This is a genomic window from Mycobacterium sp. DHQP2018-32-09, from assembly GCF_058148405.1.
In genome coordinates this window covers 1-415 of sequence record NZ_JBYVYK010000171.1, presented here as the reverse complement: position 1 = coordinate 415, position 415 = coordinate 1, and the positions used below count along the sequence as shown (strand labels likewise).

The window sequence follows — 415 nt, the reverse complement described above, 5'->3', positions numbered from 1 at the left end:
CGTGAAGTCCTGGAGTACACCTCCCGCGCCCGGCCGGACGTGGTCTTGATGGACATCGCCATGCCGGACGGGAATGGTATCGATGCGACCCGGCAGCTGACCAAGAACCTGCCCGGGACCGCCGTGATCATCCTGAGCATCTATGACGACATCCAGTACATCGAGGCCGCTCTGGAGGCCGGCGCCGCGGGCTACCTCCTCAAGACCGTCCAGGGTCAAGAACTTGCTGCCGCGATCCGACGCGCCCACGAAGGAGACGCGGTGCTCAGCCCCGAAGTCGCCGCCGCGGTCTTTCGCCGGATCTCTCACCGGACAACGGCATCCCCGGCGCGCGTCCAGGAGCTGAGCGGGCGCGAACTCGATGTGCTCCGACTGCTCACCCTCGGTCGCGCCAACAAGGAGATCGCACGCGAGC

Annotated in this window: 1 protein-coding gene; it reads left to right on the top strand. The window is 66.7% G+C overall.

The features are described 5' to 3' along the window. Positions 1-48: 48 nt before the first annotated feature. Positions 49-415, top strand: a 367-nt coding sequence (locus AC30CM_RS27205) for a response regulator (RefSeq protein WP_490120007.1), incomplete at its 3' end; no start/stop codon positions are given.